The organism is Nocardia cyriacigeorgica NBRC 100375 (genome assembly GCF_000308555.1).
GTDB classification, from domain to species: Bacteria; Actinomycetota; Actinomycetes; order Mycobacteriales; family Mycobacteriaceae; genus Nocardia; species Nocardia cyriacigeorgica.
Window position 1 is genome coordinate 37,493 of sequence record NZ_BAFY01000041.1, and the last position, 18,793, is coordinate 56,285.

Consider the following 18,793-nt stretch of genomic DNA (forward strand, 5'->3'; position numbering starts at 1 on the left):
GGTACACCGGGGCGGCTGTCGCCGTTCGTGGGCTAGTTGTCGCCGTGCGCCCGGCTAGACCCAGTTCTCGATCCAGTACCGCCACAGCACCGGCGCGTACGACTCCAGCGGCGGCACCGCGATTCCGCTGTCCGCCAGCGCGGCGGTGGTGTGCCGGCAATCGAACCAGCAGCTGAACTCGCTGTGCTCGAGAAGGTCGAGCGGCACGCCCACTCTGGGCAGTACCCGCTCGGCGCCGGGCAGGCGCAGCATCATCTCCAGCGTGCGTTTGGGCATGATCTCCACCAGATGCGGCGCGCCCGCCTCGTCGGCGAACAGATTCAATGCCGCCACCGCGCCCCGCCGGCGCGGGTCGACCAGATGGAAGGTCTGCTCACCCGGTCCGGGCAGGTGGGCGAGATGGGCCAGCGCCTGCGCGGCGAAATCCACCGGAACCATGTTGGTTTCGCCCAGTTTCGGCACCAGTACCGGCAGCAGGCGTGGCAGCTGGGCGGCCATCCGCAGCAGCCGGAAGAAGTAGTAGGGCCCGTCGACGCGATCGTTGACGCCGGTCACCGAATGCCCGACGACGATCGAGGGCCGGTAGATCCGCCAGTTGAGCCCGGATGCGCGCACGATCCGCTCGGCCTCGAAGGCGGCCCGCTGGGCGGGTGTCGCCACCTGCTGTCCGACGTCGAACATGTCTTCGGTGAACAGGCCTTCGAAGCGCCCGGCGACCTCGACCGTGGACAGGTGATGCAGTCGCTGTGCGCGCAGGTCGGCCGCCAGCTCGACCACGTTGCGGGTGTCGTTCCCGACGCCGGGCTCGGCGAGCGGCCGTTGCTGCGCGTCCCGATATCGCTGCTCGTCGTAGCCCGCGGCCAGATGGAAGACGTGGTCGATGCGTCCGCGATGCTCGGCCAGCCACATCGGGTCGAGGCCGAGTCCCGGCGCGCCGAGATTGCCGGGCACCGGCCGCACCCGATCGCCGGCCGACCACTCTCTGGCGCAATAGTCGAAACGTGCGGCCGAATTCGGCCCCGGCCGCACCACGACGTGAATGTCATCCGCACGTTTGAGGAGTTCGGGGATGAGGAACCGACCAATGAACCCAGTCGCCCCGGTAACCAGGTAAGTCATAGCCGGTCAACATAGTCCCCGGTCTCGGGGCCGCCGCGACCGGTGTGGGCTAGTCGGCGAAAACGGCCTTGCGCTTGCCGAGCATGGCCGCGGCGCCCTCGCGGAAATCGGCCGACTCCAGCAGTTCGACCTGACCGGTCTTCTCCGCGTCGAGCACGTCGTCCAGGGCGCGCAGGGTGGCCAGATTGAGCGCTTTCTTGGTGAGCTCGAGCGCGCGGCGCGGGCCGTGCGCGATTTTGTCCACCGCCGCCTGCACGGTGGCGTCGAGTTCGTCGACCGGCAGTGCCGCGGTGAGCAAACCGGCCTCGCGCGCGGCCGTGGCGGGCAGGCGCTTGCCGAGTAGCGCCATCTCCGTGGCGAGCGGGCGTCCGGCCGCGGCCGCCACCAGGGCCGCCGCACCGCCGTCGGGCATCAGGCCGATATTGATGAAGGCGAGCAGCAGATAGGAATCGTCGGCCGCGTAGACGAGGTCGGCGGCCAGCGCGATGCCGACACCGATGCCCGCGGCCGCCCCGCGAATCCGGGCGATCACGGGTACCGGAGCGTCGACGATCGCGCGGACGAGCCGGTTGGCCGCGTCCATCGTCATCTCGGGGGTGATGCCGTCGGTGTCGGCGGCCAGATCCGCGCCGGTGCAGAAATCCTCGCCGTCGCCGGTCAGCAGGACCACCCGCACTCCGGTGTCCTCGGCCAGGGCCAGGAAGGTGTCGCCGAGGGCGACCATCGTCTGATAGGAGATGGCGTTCTTCCGGCCCGGATTGCTGATGGTGATCCGCAGGACCCTGCCGTCCCGCACCGCGGTGAACCCGGCCGTCGGGGATGATGAACCGTCGCTGACCATTTCCGCTCCCTGTGCTGCGATTCGGCGGACACCGGCCGTGAATCGTGGTTAACTTTGCGAATTGTGGTTAACTTAGGATGATTCGTCCGGCGCTGTCAACCGGTGGCGCCGCCGCAGAATGGAGAGCAACATGGTCGCCGATCGCAGCGAGGTCGACCTCGTGCGCACGCGGCCGGCGGGCGGTCGAACCGTGCGTCGCAGGCCCAAGGATCGCAAGGTCCAGATCATCCGGGCGGCGGCTCGTGCCTTCAGCGAACGCGGCTACTACCCGGTTGGGGTGGACGAGATCGCCGCCGAGGTCGGCATCTCCGGCCCGGCGCTCTACCGCCATTTCGCCAACAAATACGCCTTGCTGGTCGCCGCCGCGGAAGAGGGCGCGCGTCAACTGCTCGACGTCGCCGTCGCCGCCGACGATCCGGCGCTCGATCCCGCCGACCGCCTGGACGCGCTGATCCGCGCCGTCGCCGACCACACCATCGATATCCGGCGCGAAGCCGGGCTCTACCGCTGGGAGCGGCGCTACCTGGAGAAGGCGGACCGCACCCGCATCAAGACCCTCTACGACGGGCTCAACGCCACCTTCGCCGCGCCGATCGCGCAGCTGCGCCCGGAATCCGCGCCGGAGGACGTCGCGCTGCTCGCCGCGGGCGTGCTCAGCACCATCGGCAGCATCTCCGCTCACCGCACCGCACTGTCCACCGCCCGGCTGCTGCCGCTGCTGCGTGAGATGTCGACCGCGATCGTGCGCGCCGAGCTGCCACCCGCGCCGAGTGCGGCCGATCCGGCGCCGCAGCCGCGCGGGCTTCCGGTCACCTCGAAACGCGAACAGCTGCTCACCGAGGCCATCCGCATCTTCGGCAGGCAGGGCTATCACGAGGCCAGCATCGAAGAGATCGGTTCGGCGGTCGGGATCAACGCCTCGAGCGTCTACCGCTACTTCAGCAGCAAATCCGACCTGCTGGCCGCGGCCTTCCATCGCACCGGCGACCGGCTCGCCATCGCCATCAGCGAGGCGCTGGCCGAGGCCACCAGCCGCGCCGACGCCGTCGACCGCATCGCCGACCGGTACGCCCGGCTCAGCTTCGCGATGCCGGAGATCATGCCGGTCTACTACGCCGAGTTCAGCAATCTGCCGCAGGCCGAGCAGCACAAGCTGCGCGCGATCCAGCGGCAGAACGTCCTCGAGTGGGCCAACCTGCTCGACGGCGACCCGATCGAGGCACGTTTCCGGGTGCACGCCGCGATCGGGCAGGTGATCGATGTGGGCAGGCTGGTGCGGTTCGACGCGCGACCCGAGCACATTTCCCGGGTCCACGCGCTGATGATGGCGGTGTTGCTCGGTCCCGCGCGCTGACGCGCTTCTCCGGCCGACCGGGCGCGCCTCAGCGCCCGTGCCGTAGCCGGAAGATCGTGCGCGCGATCCGCAGCTGGCGCGAATTGCGTTCGAAAGTGGTGAGTTTCAGCGGCGCGCGATACTTGGTCCGCGCGATCGCGAGGGTGCGGGTGAATTCCAGCAGCCCCAGTTCGCCGTGGCTGTGGCCCTGCCCGTATTCGCCGACCCCGCCGAACGGCAGCGCCGGGATGCCCGTGCACGCGGTCGCGGAGTTCACCGTCACCACGCCGACCCGCAGCCGTTCGGCGAAGGCTTCGACGCTGGCGACATCGCGGGTGAACACCGAGACCGACAACCCGCTGCCGACGGCGTTCACCCGCCGCACCGCCTCGTCCATATCGGCGACCTTGTTGACCACCAGGACCGGACCGATGGCCTCGCCGCTGACGACCAGGCTCTCCTCCGGCACCTCGGCCAGCACGATCGGCTCGACATACGGTTCGCGGATCGAATCGAGCCCGCCGACCACCGCGCGCCCGCCCCTGGCCAGTGCGTCGCGCACCTGCCTGCGGACCACGTCGGTCTGCTCTTCGAGAATCATCGGCCCGTAGCAGGCGTGCTTGGCCGCGCCGGGGCGCAGCCGCCTCGCGTGCTCGATCACCAGATCGAGGAAGGGCTCGTACACCGATTCGGCGACATAGGCGCGCTGGATCCCGGCGGCGTTCTGGCCGGCATTGGCCATCGCGCCGAACACCGCCGCCTCGGCGGCCTCGTCGAGCTTCGCGTCGACCTGCACCACCATGGCGCCCTTGCCGCTGTACTCGACCACGACCGGCGTCAGCGTCTGGGCGCACAGTTCGATCACCTTGCGGCCCTCGGCTTCCGGGCCCGCGTAGGCGATCTTGTCGACCCCGGCCCGGCACAGCGTCGCGGTGGTGGTCGCATCACCGGTGATCGCTTGCAGCACCGGCTGATCGGGCGCGAGGTCGGCCCAGGTCTGGGCCAGCCACACGCCGACGCCGGTGGTGAGTTCGTGCGGTTTGAACACGACCGCATTACCCGCCGCCATCGCGTAGGCGATCGAACCCATCGGGGTGAAAACCGGGTTGTGCCAAGCGCCGATCACGCCGATCACCCCGAGCGGCAGGAACCCCACCGAAGCGCGCTGATTGCGGGTGAGCCAGGTGGAATCGATGACGCGGCGGCCGAGGGTTCGCCCGGCATTGCGGGCGGCCCAATCGAGGTTCTCGATCGCCAGCATCACCTCGATGGCGGCGTCGGCTTCGGGCTTGCCGGTTTCCTCGCGGACGAGGTCGATCAGTTCCCCTGAGCGCCGTGCGATGCTGCGTTTCCAGTCCAGCAGCCATCGCTTGCGGGCACCGAAACTCAGGTGCGCCCACCACTTTTCGGCCGCACGGGCCGCGCGAACGGCACGTTTCAGCTCGCTGGAACCCTGGACGGCGTAAGTGCCGACCGTTTCCCCGGTGCGTGGGTCGTAGGACGTAAGCACGCTCGGTCGGCCCGATCCTCCCGAACGCGCCGCCACATGTGGCTGCGCGGACTCGGCCATGCGTCCAAGACTATGGGCGCGGTGACCGGGCGACAAGGTACCTGCGCTGCCATACCGCTGCCGAACACTCGCCGTACCTGCGCCTATTCGAAACCCGGCGGATAGTGTGAGTAAGCGCACAACCGAACGGTCCGCCGCTGCGGTGCGCCCGGACCGCCCCGGATGCGAAACCCGGGCCGGTAACATCGCGCCCGGCGGTACGGATCACCATGCGGGACGTCGCTGCGTGCGCTCCGGCGACCCACCCCTGCCCGGCCGATAGTGGAGAGTTGATGCCGAGTTCGAATCATGTCGAGTCGCCCGCGAGCGAGCCCGCCGTCCAGGTCGTGGACGTGCGGAAGTCGTTCGGTGAGGTGCACGCGCTGCAAGGCATCAGTTTCACCGCCGAGAAGGCGAGTGTGCTCGGTGTGCTCGGCCCCAACGGAGCAGGCAAGACCACCACCGTCAAGATCCTGTCCACCCTGCTGCGGCCGGATTCGGGCACCGCGATCGTCGCCGGTCACGATGTGCAGAAGGATCCGGCGGGCGTGCGCCGCTCGATCATGATGACCGGCCAGTACGCCGCGCTGGACGAGAACCTGTCCGGCCGGGAGAACCTGGAACTGTTCGGCAGGCTGATGGGCCTGAGCAAATCGGCCGCCCGCAAGCGCGCCGACACCCTGCTTGAGGAATTCGATCTGGTCAGCGCGGGTCGTCGCGCGGTACGCAACTACTCCGGCGGCATGCGCAGGCGCGTCGATATCGCCTGCGGCCTGGTGGTGCGGCCCGAAGTGGTGTTCCTCGACGAGCCGACCACGGGCCTGGATCCGCGCAGCCGCCAAGGCGTGTGGGACCTGGTCAACGCCCTCAAGGCGCAGGGCATCACCGTCCTGCTGACCACGCAGTACCTCGAAGAGGCCGACGTGCTCAGCGACAACATCATCGTCATCGACAAGGGCACCGTCATCGCCGAGGGCACCGCCGACGAACTCAAGGAGAAGACCGGCGGCAGCTACTGCGAAGTCGTCCCGCTGGACCCGTCGGATCTGTCCAAGGCGGCAGCCGCGCTCGGTGATCTGGTGCCGTCGGCGGTCTCGGCCGAACTGAACGGCGCCGACCGGCTCTCGATTCCCGCCCCGGACGGCGCCGCGACCCTGGCCGAGGCGTTGCGACGGCTGGACTCCGCCGGGGTAGACCTGGCCGATATCGCGCTGCGGCGGCCCTCCCTCGACGACGTGTTCCTCTCCATCACCGGTCATTCGGGCGGGGCGGCGTGAGTGGGTCAGGGCCGGAGGCGGTAGCGGAGCGTAACCACGCAGGCCCCTCACTCACGTCAGATGGGCAGAGCGTGACCGCTGCTGCCACCACCGAGGCGGGCGGCGCCCAGTTGTTCGCCGAACTGCCCGTCGCCAAGCTGTCCTCCTTCGCTCAGTGGCGCGCGCTGACCGGCCGCATCATCTGGACCATGGCCACCAAGGGTGAGCTGATCGTCGCGATCATCACCCCGCTGGTGTTCACCCTCGGCTTCTATCTGCCGCTGCGGTACGTGATGAAATTCCAGGGCATCGATTACGCCCAGTTCGTCATGCCGATCATCGTGTTGCAGACGATGGCGTTCACCATGATGTCGAACGCCCAGCTGTCGGCGTTCGAGGCGCTGACCGGGCTCAGCACCCGGTTGCAGACCATGCCGATCGGCACGCTGGTGCCGCTGTCGGCGCGGATCTCCGCCGGTGTGGTGCGGTCGGTGTGTTCGTTGACGGCGGCCCTGATCTACGGCCACATCATCGGCTTCCGGTTCGAGGCCGGTTGGGGCCAGGCGATCTTGTTCTGTGTGTTCTCGCTGGCGATCAGCATCGTGCTGTCGCTGGGCGCCGACGCGCTCGGCAGCCTGACCAAGAGCCCGGAGTCGCTGAGCCAGGCGCTCACCCTGCCCACGCTGATCTTCGGCATGCTCTCCTGCGGGTTCGTGCCGGAGTCCGGGTTCCCGGAGTGGATCCGGCCGTTCGTGCGCAATCAGCCGATCTCGCAGCTGTCGTTCGCGCTGCGCGATATGGCCGCAGACGGCGTGACCTGGCAGGTGCTGTGGGTGCCGCTGGTGTGGTTGATCGGCGCGGGCGTGATCTTCGCGCCGCTGGCGGTGTGGGCGAGCGTGAGGCGGTCATGAGTTCAGTGCAGACACCCGAGACCGTCGAAGCGCCGGCGTCGGCGCCGACCGGCTGGAACACCCCGCTGCCGACGGTGCACGCGCGCTCGGAGAGCTCGCTCGGTAACTGGTGGACCCACAGCCTGATCCAAACCAAGCGGCTGTTGCTGGTGTGGGCTCGTGATCCGGCGACCACCATCCAGACCATCCTGTATCCGGCGTTGACGCTGCTGATGTTCTGGATCGTGCTGGGCGATTCGATCACCGCGGCCACCGGTAAACCGAGCGTCTACGGCACCGTCCCGATGATCACCTTGGTCGCGGCTATGGCCGGCGCGGTGGTGAGCGCGCTCGGCTTCAAAACCGAGAAAGCCACCGGACTGCTCGGCCGGTTCTGGACCATGCCGGTGCACCGGGCCGCCGGGCTGACCGGGCGCTTGTTCGCCGAGGCCATCCGGGTCCTGGTCACCACGCTGTTCGTGATCGCGGTCGGCTTCTGCATCGGGTTCCGGTTCGACCAGGGGCCGGTGGCCGCGCTGGCGTTGATCGGCATTCCGGTGCTGTTCGGCGTCGGGTTCGCGGTGTTCGTGACCGCGCTGGCCACCCTCACCGAGGGCGTCATGCTGGTCAACGTCATCGGCATCATCAACACCCTGCTGATGTTCTTCAACTCCGGATTCGTCCCGGTCTACGCCTACCCGGTGTGGTTGCAGGATGTCGTGGCCAACCAGCCGATGAGCTGCGCGATCGACGCCATGCGCGGGCTGTCCTACGGCGGGCCGGTGGCCGAGCCGATGACCAAGACGCTGTTGTGGACCGTCGGCATCGTCATCGTGTTCGCCTACCCGGCCGTGCGCGGCTACCGCCGCGCGGCGGAAACCGGCGCCTGATTCAGCCGATCCGGCGGGTTTCGCGGGCCGGCGCCGGCCCGTACTCGTAGCCGGCCCAGCGGTTGCGGTTGGTCCAGCCGACCAGGTCGTAGCGCCAGCGGAAGGGCCAGGTGTGGGCGACGGTATTGACCAGCACGGCGCCGAGCGCGGTGTAGTCGTCGTGCGCGGACAGCAGCGCCCGCTGTCCGCGCGGTGAGGCGGTGAAGAACGCCTCGAACATCGCGATGGACTGCTCGGTCGTCAGCCTGCCCAACCCCCACAGCCCGCGCATCCGCATCCAATAGACCAGCCGAGCCCGCGGCGACCACAGCGCGGCGACCGGATCGCGGCCCTGCTGGATCGCGGCGACCGCCGTGTCCACCAGTGCCAGCGAATCGGCGACGCTGTAGCCGGTGCACGGGTGCATCATGCCGCCGCGGGACCCGAACGGGATCACCCGGCCGGTGCCCTTCCTCGGTGGCGGCTGATCGAGTGGGTAGTGCGCGGCCTCGGTCGGTTCGCTGCCGGTGAGGCTGATGCCGTGCGCGGCGAGCCGGTTCAGCGTGCGCTTGCGCAGTTCGTGCTGCGGCATCCCACCGCGCAGTCCGAGGCTGGTCTCCTCGAAGATCACCGTGCCATCGCCCAGCGGCACCGAATACAGGAACGACGGCGGCTCGTCATTACTCGCGCCGTTGTCCGGCCGCCAGTCCAGCAGCAGGCCCTCACCGTCGGCCACCATCGGGGCGGCGGTCTCGGCGTCGACGAAGATGCCGTGGGCGCTGGCCGCGCGCCGCGTGCCGGGGGAGGGCAGGCCCCTGGTGTCCACGACGGTGTCGGCGGCGATGACGGTGCCGTCGGCCAGTTCCACCACATGCGGTTCCACTCGCACCGCCCGTCCCGCGCGGACGCTCGCCGGGTCCAGCGGCAGCGCGTCGCGCAGGCCCGGCTTGGACAGCACGCAATACGGCCGGGGGATACGATGCTCGGTCCTGGCCCAGACGGTGGGCGCCTCGATCCGGGTCGCGATGGCGGTGTGCGGTAGCCACTCGGGCAGCTCGTCCACCCAGCAGGAGTAGGTCGGGGGCCACAACCGGTCGGGGCGGGGATCGATCGCGGCGACGGACAAGCCGGCGGCTGCGGCGCGGTGTGCCAGCGCCCGGCCGGTCGGGCCGAGGCCGACGACGCACACGTCGACATTGTGAACCGCGCTGACTGCCATAGAGGCATTCAAACCGCATCCGAGGCGCCGACGCAACCATCGCCGCGCGTGTGCCGCGATATATCGGTGGGCAAAGTGCCGGTGTTACAGAGAAATTCGAATAGGTCCGAATTCCGCCGCCAGGCCCTCGGTAGCTGCCCCCATTTCTGGTGTCCCCGCAATTCCAGTCGTGAAAGTTGTTGTGCCGCAACATAGCGTTGCTTTCGGAGCATCGAGGTGTTCCACTGTGCAGAAGGGACATCATGAGAGGCCGTTACCTCCGCCAGCTCGGGCTGCTGGCCGCCGCCGTCACCGCGGCCGCGATTCTTCCCGTCTCGGCGTCCGCCGAGCCGACGGATTCCCGCGCGGCATCGTCGATTGTTTCGGTAGCCGAGCGCGACGCCCGCAATGTCACCCTCACCGTGCATTCGGCGGCCATGGATCTCGATATTCCGGTCGAGGTGATGAAGGCCGCCGATACCGGCGTGCCGCGGCCGGTGTTGTACCTGCTGCTCGGCGCCGGCGGCGGGGTGGACGGCTCCAATTGGGGGACAAAGACCGATGTGCTGGACTTCCTCGCGGACAAGAACGTGCACGCGGTCTCGCCGATCGGCGGCATGTTCAGCTACTACGCCGATTGGCACCACGACGATCCACGGCTGGGCAAGCAGAAGTGGAAGACCTTCCTCACCAGCGAGCTGCCGCCGCTGATCGACGAGTATCTCGGCAGCAACGGGCGCAACGGCATCGCGGGCTTCTCCATGTCCGGCACCAGCAGCCTGGCGCTCGCGGCGACCACCGGGGGTCTCTACGACGCCGCCGCCGCCTACAGCGGATGCGCGCAGATCAGCGATCCGGCAGGCCAGGAGTTCGTCCGGCTCACCATCGAAGAGTGGGGCCTGGCCGACAAGGAGAACATGTACGGCCCGCCGAGCGATCCGGCCTGGGCCGCCAACGACCCCTATGTCCAGGCCGAGGGCCTGCGCGGAAAAGCGCTCTACATTTCCAGCGGCAGCGGCCTGCCCGGTATGTACGACCAATACGGCGGCAAGTATTCGCTCGAAGGTCCATGGCTTTTCGCGAATCAAATCGTGCTCGGCGGAATCATCGAGGCCGCGACGAATTACTGCTCGCACAATATGCAGGACCGGCTGACCGATCTCGGAATTCCGGCGACCTACAATTTCCGGCCCGACGGCACCCATTCCTGGGGCTATTGGCAGGACGCGTTGAAGGATTCCTGGCCGACGCTGGCTCCGGCGCTGGGGATATGACATGCGGATCGGAAAATCGGCCCTGGGACCGCTGGTCCGAGGGGCAGCCCGCCTCGCTGTCATAGTGACGACCGTCGCATTCGCGGCGATCACTCTCGCTCCCTCCGGGACGGCGCAAGTATTTCTTCCGCCACTGGCCGGTGCCAACGATTCCGGCTGCGTGCTCGCGCCGGGTCGGGAGCCGGTGCTGCTGGTACACGGCTCCGGCACCGACATCACCCGCAGTTTCGGTGTGCTGGCACCGGCCCTGCATGCCGACGGGCACTGTGTGTTCGCGGCGAATCTGGGTCAGGGACCCGCCCTGGTCGACGCGGTCAGCGGGCACGCGGGCTCCTCGGTCGGTGTCGGCCCGGTGGGTGCGGCGCTGTCCGGCCGGCCGGTCTGGGGTGTGGCCTCGATCGAGAACATGGCCGATGAACTCGCCGACGTGGTGCGCACCGTGCGCGAACGCACCGGCGCTCCGCGCCTGGCCCTGGTCGGTCATTCCACCGGCGGCACCGTGATCCGGCAGTACCTGCGCGAACGCGGCGGCGCGGACATCGCGACCGTTGTCACTCTCGGCACGCCGTATCGGGGCACCACCTGGGACGGGCTGCGCGAGATGTATCCCGATCTCGCCTCGCTCGGACTGACCGACGCCCAGATCGCCACCCAGGTCTTCGGCACCCCTGGTGCGCAGCAGGCGGCCGGCTCGCCCGTGCTGCACCGGCTCAATGCCGGCGGCGAGACGCTGCCCGGCATCCGCTACACCGCGATCGCCTCCCGCGCCGACACGGTGATCACCCCCACCGATACCGCCGTGCTCGCCCATCCCGACGCCGACGACCGCAATATCTGGTTGCAGGACGGCTGCCCGTCCGACAAGGCCGATCACAGCGCCATGCTCGCCGATGCCCGCGCGATCACCGCGGTGCTCAACGCCCTCGACGGCCGGGACCGCCCGCTGCCCTGCTGAGCGGCGGCAGCGGCGGCCCGCCCGCGCGGGCTACTTCGGGGTGACCCAGGTGGTGATGTCGGCGTGCACGACCTCGAGGCCGTGCTTGTCGTAGATCGACACCGGCACCACCACGTCGGTGCCTTCGACGATCGAGTCGAAATCCGGGATCTCGGGCAGTTTCGCCACCGCGCGCAGTCCGGTCTCGGCCTTGGCCAGGTACTGCACGTTCATCGCTTTGGGGATCCAGCGATGGGTGGCGGGCACGGTGGCCTCGCTGAGCATGCTCATCGCGACCTCGGCCAGATTGCACGCCGCGATGGCGTGATAGGTGCCGAGATGGTTGTGGATGCCGAACCATTTCGGCGAGGTGACCTCGCACAATCCCGGTTCCAGCCGGACGACGTTGGGCAGCACGGTGCCGAAGTAGGGCACCCGCGCGACCATGCCGAGCGAGAACAGGGTGTGGCCCAGCCGATTGTCCGGCAGCTTCTTCCAGCCGCGGTAGGTCGCGGTCTCTTTGCTCATGCGGCTATCTTACTCTGCGGTAAGATAGCTCGGTAGTAGGCTGCGACGGTGCACGTCAGCCCGGTTTTCCCGGGCGCGGCGACCCCGATTTGATCGGGCTGGGGGGTTCGGGCATACTGTTCGGGTTGCCTTGCACCGGGCCGTGCCCGTTTCCGTGAAACGGTTGGTCGGGCGGGGCAGGCAGTACCAAATCGTGTACCTCACCGTTTTCGGTGTGGGTACGTCCGGGACAGTGTTCCGAGCCTGACATGGAGTGAATTCCGGGGCCGAGGAATGAGCGGGCGGGCGACACGCCCGACCGCGTGGACCGGAGAACCATGACAGATGAACAGCGGCGAAGACTGGGTGCGTCCCGGTCGTGGTCTCCCTGAGACGTCTTCGTGTGTTCGGACTGTGCCAATGAGGGTGGTACGGAAGCCCAGCTTCCGGATCACGAACGAAAGCGGAGAAAAGGACACTTAGCGTGGCGGGACAGAAGATCCGCATCAGGCTCAAGGCCTATGACCACGAGGCGATCGACGCGTCTGCGCGCAAGATCGTCGAGACGGTGACCCGCACTGGGGCCCGGGTCGTCGGGCCGGTGCCGTTGCCGACCGAAAAGAACGTGTACTGCGTCATCCGTTCGCCGCACAAGTACAAGGACTCGCGCGAGCACTTCGAGATGCGTACGCACAAGCGGCTGATCGACATCCTCGACCCGACGCCGAAGACGGTCGACGCGCTCATGCGTATCGACCTGCCGGCCAGCGTCGACGTCAACATTCAGTGACGGGGACTCGAGACATGACTGATAACAAGAACAGGCCAGCGGCCGGCATCCTGGGCACCAAGCTCGGCATGACCCAGGTGTTCGACGAGAAGAACCGCGTCGTCCCGGTGACCGTCATCAAGGCCGGACCGAACGTCGTCACCCAGATCCGCACCGAAGAGCGCGACGGCTACAGCGCCGTGCAGCTCGCCTTCGGCGCGATCGACCCGCGCAAGGTGAACAAGCCGGTCTCCGGCCAGTTCGCCAAGGCCGGCGTCACCCCGCGTCGGCACATCGCGGAGATCCGCGTCGCCGACGCCTCCTCCTTCGAGGTCGGCCAGGAGCTTTCCGCCGACGTCTTCGAAGAGGGCACCTACGTCGACGTCACCGGCACCAGCAAGGGCAAGGGCTTCGCCGGCACCATGAAGCGCCACGGCTTCCGTGGCCAGGGTGCCTCCCACGGTGCGCAGGCCGTGCACCGTCGCCCGGGTTCCATCGGTGGCTGCGCCACCCCCGGCCGCGTGTTCAAGGGCATGCGCATGTCGGGCCGCATGGGTAACGACCGCGTCACCACGCAGAACCTCTCGGTTCACAAGGTGGACGCCGAGAACGGCCTGCTGCTGATCAAGGGTGCGATCCCGGGTCGCAAGGGCGGCGTCGTGATCGTCAAGAGCGCCGTGAAGGGTGGTGCGCACGCATGAGCGCTGTGAGCACTGAGAAGAAGACCAACCTGACCCTGCCGGTCAAGGAACTGGGTGGCAAGACCAACGGCACCGTCGAACTCCCCGCGGAGATCTTCGACACCACCGCCAACATCGCGCTGATGCACCAGGTGGTCGTTGCCCAGCTCGCCGCCGCGCGTCAGGGCACGCACTCCACCAAGACCCGCGGTGAAGTCCGCGGTGGTGGCAAGAAGCCGTACCGGCAGAAGGGCACCGGCCGCGCCCGTCAGGGCTCGACCCGCGCGCCGCAGTTCGCCGGCGGTGGCACCGTGCACGGCCCGAAGCCGCGCGACTACAGCCAGCGGACCCCGAAGAAGATGATCCGCGCCGCGCTGCGCGGAGCACTGTCGGACCGCGCGCGCAACGAGCGGATCCACGTGATCAGCGAACTGGTCGCGGGCCAGACCCCGTCGACCAAGACCGCGAAGACCTTCCTGTCCGAGCTGTCGGACCGGAAGAAGTTCCTGGTCGTGCTCGGTCGCGAGGACATCGCGGCCTGGAAGAGCGTGCAGAACCTCGAGTTCGTGCACCCAATCGCGCCGGATCAGCTCAACACCTACGACGTGCTGGAAAGCGACGAAGTCGTGTTCAGCGTCGAGGCCCTCAACGCCTTCGTGCACGGGCCGGCTGAGGCGGCACAGGAGGAGAGCAAGTGACCACCATCGCCGACCCCCGCGACATCCTGCTTGCGCCGGTCATCTCGGAGAAGTCCTACGGGCTGATCGAGGAAGGTACCTACACCTTCCTGGTGCACCCGGACTCGAACAAGACGCAGATCAAGATCGCCGTCGAGAAGGTCTTCGGCGTCAAGGTCACCAGCGTCAACACCGCCAACCGTCAGGGCAAGCGCAAGCGGACCCGCTTCGGTTACGGCAAGCGCAAGAACACCAAGCGCGCGCTCGTGACCATCTCGGCCGACAGCAAGCCCATCGAGATCTTCGGAGGCCCGGTCGCGTAAGCGCCTGGGAATCCAGAAAGCAGAGAAGAACTCATGGCAATCCGTAAGTACAAGCCGACAACCCCGGGCCGCCGCGGGTCGTCTGTCTCGGACTTCGCCGAGATCACCCGGTCGACCCCCGAGAAGTCGCTGATCCGTCCGCTCACCAAGAGCGGTGGTCGTAACGCCCACGGCCGCATCACCACCCGGCACCGCGGTGGCGGTCACAAGCGGGCCTACCGTCTGATCGACTTCCGTCGCCTGGACAAGGACGGCATCCCGGCCAAGGTCGCGCACATCGAGTACGACCCCAACCGGACCGCGAACATCGCGCTGCTGCACTACCGCGACGGCGAGAAGCGCTACATCATCGCCCCCAAGGGCGTGACGCAGGGCACCCCGATCGAGTCCGGCCCCACCGCCGACATCAAGCCGGGTAACAACCTGCCGCTGCGCAACATCCCCACCGGTACCACCATCCACGCGGTGGAGCTGCGTCCCGGCGGCGGTGCCAAGCTGGCCCGTTCGGCCGGTATGAGCATCCAGCTGCTGGGTAAGGAAGGCCCCTACGCCACGCTGCGTATGCCCTCCGGTGAGATCCGCCGCGTCGACGTGCGCTGCCGCGCCACCGTCGGCGAGGTCGGCAACGCCGAGCAGTCGAACATCAACTGGGGCAAGGCCGGCCGCATGCGCTGGAAGGGTCGCCGTCCCACGGTCCGTGGTGTCGTCATGAACCCGGTCGACCACCCGCACGGTGGTGGTGAGGGCAAGACCTCCGGTGGTCGCCACCCGGTCTCGCCGTGGGGCCAGCCGGAAGGCCGCACCCGCAAGCCCAACCGTCCGAGCGACAAGCTCATCGTCCGCCGCCGTAAGACCGGCAAGAAGCGCTGAAGGAGGAGGTAAGAAATGCCACGCAGCCTCAAGAAGGGCCCGTTCGTCGACGACCACCTCCAAGCGAAGGTGGACGTGCAGAACGACAAGGGCACCAAGCAGGTCATCAAGACCTGGTCGCGTCGTTCGACCATCACCCCGGATTTCATCGGTCACACCTTCGCCGTCCACGACGGTCGCAAGCACGTGCCGGTGTTCGTCTCGGAGAACATGGTCGGGCACAAGCTCGGTGAGTTCGCGCCGACCAGGACGTTCAAGAGCCACGTCAAGGAAGACCGGAAGAGCAAGCGGCGATGACGACCACTGAGACTCAGAACCCCACTGCCCGGGCGACCGCCAAGCACGTGCGCGTCACCCCGATGAAGGCTCGTCGCGTCGTGGACCTGGTCCGCGGCAAGCGGGTCGAAGACGCTCTGGCGATCCTGAAGTTCGCGCCGCAGGCCGCGAGCGAACCGGTCGCCAAGGTCGTGGCGAGCGCCGCGGCGAACGCCGAGAACAACCTCGGCCTCAACCCCGACACGCTGGTGATCTCGACGGCCTACGTCGACGAGGGCGCCACCATGAAGCGTTTCCAGCCGCGGGCCCAGGGCCGCGCGTTCCGGATCCGCAAGCGCACCAGCCACATCACCATCGAGGTCGAGAGCGTGCCCACTGCCGGCGCCACTCGTAGCCGCCGGAAGGGAGGGGCAAAGTAAATGGGACAGAAGATCAATCCCCATGGCTTCCGCCTCGGTATCACCACCGATTGGAAGTCCCGTTGGTACGCCGACAAGCAGTACGCGGACTACGTCAAGGAAGACGTCGCCATCCGCAAGCTGCTGTCCACCGGCATGGAGCGGGCGGGCATCTCGAAGGTGGAGATCGAGCGCACCCGTGACCGGGTTCGCGTCGACATCCACACCGCGCGTCCTGGCATCGTCATCGGTCGCCGTGGCGCCGAGGCCGACCGCATCCGCGCCGAGCTGGAGAAGCTCACCGGCAAGCAGGTTCAGCTGAACATCCTCGAGGTCAAGAACCCCGAGTCCGATGCCCAGCTGGTTGCCCAGGGTGTGGCCGAGCAGCTGTCCAACCGTGTGGCGTTCCGTCGCGCGATGCGTAAGGCCATCCAGTCGGCCATGCGTTCGCCGAACGTCAAGGGCATCCGCGTGCAGTGCTCGGGCCGCCTCGGTGGCGCCGAGATGTCGCGCTCGGAGTTCTACCGCGAAGGTCGGGTGCCGCTGCACACGCTGCGTGCCGACATCGACTACGGCCTCTACGAGGCCAAGACCACCTTCGGTCGTATCGGTGTGAAGGTCTGGATCTACAAGGGCGACATCGTCGGTGGCAAGCGTGAGCTGGCCGCCCCGAGCGCTCCGGCCGGCGATCGCCCGCGCCGCGAGCGTCCGAGCCGTCCGCGTCGTTCCGGTTCCACCGGCACCACTGCGACCAGCACCGAGGCCGGCCGCGCCGCCACCGCCGTGGCGGAGGCACCGGCAGAGACACAGGAGGGCTGACGCATGCTGATGCCTCGCAAGGTCAAGCACCGCAAGCAGCATCACCCGAGCCGGTCCGGTATGGCCAAGGGCGGCACCTCGGTGGCGTTCGGTGAGTTCGGTATCCAGGCGCTCGAGCCTGCGTACGTCACCAACCGGCAGATCGAGTCGGCGCGTATCGCGATGACCCGCCACATCAAGCGTGGCGGCAAGATCTGGATCAACATCTACCCGGATCGCCCGCTCACCAAGAAGCCTGCCGAAACCCGCATGGGTTCCGGTAAGGGTTCGCCGGAGTGGTGGGTCGCGAACGTCAAGCCCGGCCGCGTGATGTTCGAAATGTCTTACCCCAACGAGGAGATTGCTCGTGAGGCCCTGCGCCGCGCGATGCACAAGCTCCCCATGAAGTGCAGGATCGTGACCAGGGAGGAGCAGTTCTGATGGCTACCGGAACACCGGCCGCAGAGCTCCGTGAGCTCACCGAAGAGGAGCTCGTCGCCCGCCTGCGCGAGTCGAAGGAAGAGCTGTTCAACCTGCGCTTCCAGATGGCGACGGGACAGTTGGACAACAACCGTCGTCTGCGTGTGGTGCGTCACGAGATCGCGCGTATCTACACGGTCATGCGTGAGCGCGAGCTCGGTCTGGCCACCGGACCCGCTGGTAAGGGAGATGCGGCATGAGCGAAAAAGTGGAAGGACAGCGCAACAGCCGCAAGGTTCGTACCGGCTACGTTGTCTCGGACAAGATGAACAAGACGATCGTCGTCGAGCTGGAAGACCGTAACCGGCACCCGCTCTACGGCAAGATCATTCGCACCACCTCCAAGGTGAAGGCGCACGACGAGAACGAGATCGCCGGCATCGGCGACCGCGTTCAGCTGATGGAGACCCGTCCGCTGTCGGCCACCAAGCGCTGGCGTCTGGTCGAGGTCCTGGAGAAGGCCAAGTAAGCCCTTCTCCTCGGCTCGAAGTCGCGAAGGCCCGCTTCCGTCACCGGAAGCGGGCCTTCGTCGTTTCCGGCGGCGAATGTGATGAAGCCGAAACATGATTCGCCGGTTGCCGGTTTGGCGTGTCGCGGGTATTGGGGGCTAACGTGAACGGGCTATGAGGGATGCTGCGACGACGACATCGGGAGCCTGGCGGATCGACGACGGCACGGGGGTGATGTTCCGGGACGCAACCGTGGCGTGGGCTCTGGCCGCGCACGAGGTGCTCGCCGAAACCGCCACCGGCTACGGGCATTTCGTGACGGTCAAGGAATTGGCCGAGCGGGTGCAGACCATGGCGGGAGTGCGCACCGACGCACCGACGCGCACCTGGATCGACGCGATCCTGCGCAAGGTCGCGCGCCGCTGCCACACCGCGGGCGAGCCGCCGCTGACGGCACTGTGCGTCAAGCAGAACCTCAAGGTCAGCGACAGCTACAAGTACGTCCTCGAACTCGCCGATCTCCCCATCCCCGCCGATATCGAATCGCATGCCGCCTACGCCCGTTGGGCCTGCTACGCCGCCTACGGCGCGGATGTGCCTGCCGACGGCGGTATTCCACCGCTCGTCCCGCGGGGTGGAACGGCTCGGCGCAGCGGCAGCAGCAGCACCCGGACCGTCGCCGCGAAGCCCGATCCGGACAGCCGCACCGTGGTGTGCTCGAGCTGCTTCATCCAGTTGCCCGCCACCGGCATCTGCGAGCACTGCTGAACCTGCCGTCCTCGGGCAGGATGGAACGCGGTCGCCACCGGCGGCCGCGTTCGCGTTTCGCGCGTGCGCTCCCACGACACGGACGGGTGTGATCATGCGATTCGGAATGTTCGTTCCGCAGGGGTGGCGGCTGGACCTGGTCGGGATCGAGCCGCGACGCCAGTGGCCGCTCATCCGCGAGTTCGCCCAGCGAGCCGACGCGGGCACGGAGTGGGAATCGCTGTGGGTCTACGACCATTTCCATACCGTGCCGGTGCCCACCGACGAGGCCACCCATGAGGCGTGGTCGCTGGTCTCGGCGCTCGGCGCGGTGACCGACCGGATCCGGCTCGGTCAGATGTGCACCGCGATGAGCTACCGCAATCCGGCCTATCTGGCCAAGGTGGCCGCGACCGCGGACGTCATCTCGGGCGGCCGGATCGAGATGGGGATCGGCGGCGGCTGGTACGAGCACGAGTGGCGCGCCTACGGCTACGGGTTTCCGCCGGCGCGCGAGCGGCTGGGGCGTTGCGCGAGGGTGTGCAGATCTTCCGGC

Annotated in this window: 23 protein-coding genes and 1 pseudogene; 19 read left to right on the forward strand and 5 right to left on the reverse strand. The window is 67.8% G+C overall.

Annotation, left to right across the window (positions count from 1 at the left end; genetic code table 11):
- Nucleotides 1-54: 54 nt before the first annotated feature.
- Together RJ05_RS03775 and RJ05_RS03780 are read right to left on the reverse strand one after the other, a co-directional pair.
- A complete protein-coding gene (locus RJ05_RS03775; protein ID WP_036533166.1) occupies nt 55-1,119 on the reverse strand; it encodes an SDR family oxidoreductase in 1,065 nt (354 codons plus the stop codon).
- 49 nt (nt 1,120-1,168) lie between these two features.
- Nucleotides 1,169-1,960: an enoyl-CoA hydratase gene (locus RJ05_RS03780; RefSeq protein WP_036533168.1), complete on the reverse strand. Its 792-nt coding sequence runs from the start codon at nt 1,958-1,960 to the stop codon at nt 1,169-1,171.
- A gap of 130 nt (nt 1,961-2,090) precedes the next feature.
- Here RJ05_RS03780 and RJ05_RS03785 point away from each other — a divergent pair, with 130 nt between their 5' ends.
- Nucleotides 2,091-3,314 carry a TetR/AcrR family transcriptional regulator gene (locus RJ05_RS03785; protein WP_036533194.1) on the forward strand — a complete coding sequence of 408 codons (1,224 nt, stop codon included), beginning with the start codon at nt 2,091-2,093 and terminating at the stop codon, nt 3,312-3,314.
- Nucleotides 3,315-3,342: 28 nt separating this feature from the next.
- On the opposite strand, the gene RJ05_RS03790 is transcribed toward RJ05_RS03785, so the two are convergent.
- Nucleotides 3,343-4,863: an aldehyde dehydrogenase family protein gene (locus RJ05_RS03790; protein ID WP_174343893.1), complete on the reverse strand. Its 1,521-nt coding sequence runs from the start codon at nt 4,861-4,863 to the stop codon at nt 3,343-3,345.
- A gap of 272 nt (nt 4,864-5,135) precedes the next feature.
- Between RJ05_RS03790 and RJ05_RS03795 the strand changes: the two genes are divergently transcribed.
- The 3 genes from RJ05_RS03795 (at nt 5,136) to RJ05_RS03805 (ending at nt 7,878) form a co-directional block, all read left to right on the forward strand.
- Complete coding sequence (locus tag RJ05_RS03795; protein WP_051016205.1) at nt 5,136-6,119, forward strand: daunorubicin/doxorubicin resistance ABC transporter ATP-binding protein DrrA; 984 nt, start codon at nt 5,136-5,138, stop codon at nt 6,117-6,119.
- A gap of 110 nt (nt 6,120-6,229) precedes the next feature.
- Nucleotides 6,230-7,009, forward strand: a complete 780-nt coding sequence (locus RJ05_RS03800) for an ABC transporter permease (protein WP_228783621.1) — start codon at nt 6,230-6,232, stop codon at nt 7,007-7,009.
- Nucleotides 7,006-7,878 carry an ABC transporter permease gene (locus RJ05_RS03805; RefSeq protein ID WP_036533197.1) on the forward strand — a complete coding sequence of 291 codons (873 nt, stop codon included), beginning with the start codon at nt 7,006-7,008 and terminating at the stop codon, nt 7,876-7,878. The genes RJ05_RS03800 and RJ05_RS03805 overlap by 4 nt, the downstream gene beginning before the upstream one ends.
- 1 nt (nt 7,879) lies before the next feature.
- Here RJ05_RS03805 and RJ05_RS03810 read toward each other — a convergent pair whose 3' ends face one another.
- A complete protein-coding gene (locus RJ05_RS03810) occupies nt 7,880-9,076 on the reverse strand; it encodes a lycopene cyclase family protein (RefSeq protein WP_036533174.1) in 1,197 nt (398 codons plus the stop codon).
- A 242-nt stretch (nt 9,077-9,318) separates the two neighbouring features.
- On the opposite strand from RJ05_RS03810, the gene RJ05_RS03815 reads away from it, so the two are divergent.
- Nucleotides 9,319-10,329, forward strand: a complete 1,011-nt coding sequence (locus tag RJ05_RS03815; protein WP_036533177.1) for an alpha/beta hydrolase — start codon at nt 9,319-9,321, stop codon at nt 10,327-10,329.
- Between the two features lie 64 nt (nt 10,330-10,393).
- A complete protein-coding gene (locus RJ05_RS03820) occupies nt 10,394-11,284 on the forward strand; it encodes a lipase family alpha/beta hydrolase (protein WP_036533200.1) in 891 nt (296 codons plus the stop codon).
- A 30-nt stretch (nt 11,285-11,314) separates the two neighbouring features.
- Here the strand turns inward: RJ05_RS03820 and RJ05_RS03825 are convergent, their stop codons facing one another.
- Complete coding sequence (locus RJ05_RS03825; RefSeq protein WP_036533179.1) at nt 11,315-11,791, reverse strand: hotdog fold domain-containing protein; 477 nt, start codon at nt 11,789-11,791, stop codon at nt 11,315-11,317.
- A gap of 463 nt (nt 11,792-12,254) precedes the next feature.
- On the opposite strand from RJ05_RS03825, the gene rpsJ reads away from it, so the two are divergent.
- The 13 genes and pseudogenes from rpsJ to RJ05_RS03890 form a co-directional block, all read left to right on the forward strand.
- Nucleotides 12,255-12,560, forward strand: coding sequence for a 30S ribosomal protein S10 (gene rpsJ / locus RJ05_RS03830; protein WP_003938093.1), 306 nt, complete (start codon nt 12,255-12,257; stop codon nt 12,558-12,560).
- Between the two features lie 14 nt (nt 12,561-12,574).
- Nucleotides 12,575-13,240 (forward strand): 50S ribosomal protein L3, encoded by a 666-nt coding sequence (rplC, locus tag RJ05_RS03835; protein ID WP_036533181.1) that lies wholly within the window; start codon nt 12,575-12,577, stop codon nt 13,238-13,240.
- Complete coding sequence (gene rplD / locus RJ05_RS03840; protein WP_036533182.1) at nt 13,237-13,917, forward strand: 50S ribosomal protein L4; 681 nt, start codon at nt 13,237-13,239, stop codon at nt 13,915-13,917. The genes rplC and rplD overlap by 4 nt, the downstream gene beginning before the upstream one ends.
- Nucleotides 13,914-14,219, forward strand: a complete 306-nt coding sequence (gene rplW, locus RJ05_RS03845) for a 50S ribosomal protein L23 (RefSeq protein WP_011207266.1) — start codon at nt 13,914-13,916, stop codon at nt 14,217-14,219. The genes rplD and rplW overlap by 4 nt, the downstream gene beginning before the upstream one ends.
- Before the next feature lie 33 nt (nt 14,220-14,252).
- Nucleotides 14,253-15,089 carry a 50S ribosomal protein L2 gene (gene rplB / locus RJ05_RS03850; protein WP_036533184.1) on the forward strand — a complete coding sequence of 279 codons (837 nt, stop codon included), beginning with the start codon at nt 14,253-14,255 and terminating at the stop codon, nt 15,087-15,089.
- A 15-nt stretch (nt 15,090-15,104) separates the two neighbouring features.
- The gene (gene rpsS, locus RJ05_RS03855; RefSeq protein WP_014349056.1) at nt 15,105-15,386 is read left to right on the forward strand and encodes a 30S ribosomal protein S19; all 282 of its coding nucleotides are present in this window, start codon (nt 15,105-15,107) and stop codon (nt 15,384-15,386) included.
- The gene (gene rplV / locus RJ05_RS03860; RefSeq protein ID WP_036533187.1) at nt 15,383-15,784 is read left to right on the forward strand and encodes a 50S ribosomal protein L22; all 402 of its coding nucleotides are present in this window, start codon (nt 15,383-15,385) and stop codon (nt 15,782-15,784) included. Before rpsS ends, rplV begins: the two co-directional genes overlap by 4 nt.
- Nucleotides 15,785-16,582, forward strand: coding sequence for a 30S ribosomal protein S3 (gene rpsC / locus RJ05_RS03865; RefSeq protein WP_036533189.1), 798 nt, complete (start codon nt 15,785-15,787; stop codon nt 16,580-16,582). It begins immediately after the preceding gene.
- Between the two features lie 3 nt (nt 16,583-16,585).
- The gene (gene rplP / locus RJ05_RS03870) at nt 16,586-17,002 is read left to right on the forward strand and encodes a 50S ribosomal protein L16 (protein WP_014349059.1); all 417 of its coding nucleotides are present in this window, start codon (nt 16,586-16,588) and stop codon (nt 17,000-17,002) included.
- Entirely contained in the window at nt 17,002-17,241 is a 240-nt protein-coding gene (gene rpmC / locus RJ05_RS03875) for a 50S ribosomal protein L29 (RefSeq protein WP_036533190.1), read from the forward strand. Before rplP ends, rpmC begins: the two co-directional genes overlap by 1 nt.
- Nucleotides 17,238-17,510, forward strand: a complete 273-nt coding sequence (gene rpsQ / locus RJ05_RS03880) for a 30S ribosomal protein S17 (RefSeq protein WP_036533191.1) — start codon at nt 17,238-17,240, stop codon at nt 17,508-17,510. The genes rpmC and rpsQ overlap by 4 nt, the downstream gene beginning before the upstream one ends.
- Before the next feature lie 154 nt (nt 17,511-17,664).
- Entirely contained in the window at nt 17,665-18,258 is a 594-nt protein-coding gene (locus tag RJ05_RS03885) for a hypothetical protein (RefSeq protein WP_228790384.1), read from the forward strand.
- Between the two features lie 94 nt (nt 18,259-18,352).
- A pseudogene (locus RJ05_RS03890) lies at nt 18,353-18,793 on the forward strand (LLM class flavin-dependent oxidoreductase); the annotation flags it as partial.